The 651-nt window shown below is 75.6% G+C and carries 1 protein-coding gene; it reads left to right on the top strand.

The window, feature by feature from the left end:
* Positions 1 to 572, top strand: a 572-nt coding sequence (locus EAO77_RS37875) for an alpha/beta fold hydrolase (RefSeq protein ID WP_147992798.1), incomplete at its 5' end; no start/stop codon positions are given.
* Between the last annotated feature and the right edge of the window lie 79 nt (positions 573 to 651).

Raw genomic sequence — 651 nt, 5'->3', positions numbered from 1 at the left:
ACACGTTCTGCCGGGAGATCGGGGTGGAGCGCCCGCATGTCGCGGGCAACTCGCTCGGCGGCCTGCTGGCGCTCGAACTCGGGCGCCAGGAGCTCGTCAGGTCCGTCACCGCCCTGTCGCCCGCGGGCTTCTGGTCGGAGCGCGAGCGGGTGTACGCGTTCACCACCCTGCGGGCGATGCGGCTGGCTGCCCGTTCGATGCCGCAGCCGGTGATCGAGCGGCTGTCGCGTACCACGGCGGGCCGGGCGGTGCTGGTGAGCTCCATCTACGCGCGGCCCGGGCGCCGTTCGCCCGCGGCGGCGGTCGCCGAGACGCATGCGCTGCGCGAGGCCACCGGCTTCCACCGGACGCTCGCCGCGGGCGGGAGCGTGCAGTTCACCGACGACGTGCGGGAGGTGCCCGTCACCATCGCCTGGGGCGAGCGGGACAGGCTGCTGCTGCGGCGCCAGGGCGTGCGCGCCAAGCGGACGATCCCGGGGGCGCGACTGGTGCGGCTGCCGGGATGCGGCCATGTGCCGATGAACGACGATCCGGCGCTGGTCGCGCGGGTGCTGCTGGACGGGAGCCGCTGAGCCCGGCGCGCGACCTCGCCCTCCGTGTTCATCCGGGGTTCGCGCCCCGGCCTCCGCCGGGGACCAGGCTGAGGGCCTC

The sequence above is a fragment of the Streptomyces sp. T39 genome, from assembly GCF_008042045.1.
Lineage (GTDB): Bacteria > Actinomycetota > Actinomycetes > Streptomycetales > Streptomycetaceae > Streptomyces.
Note: the sequence above shows the minus strand (reverse complement) of the source record. Positions and strands in the feature narration are given on the sequence as shown.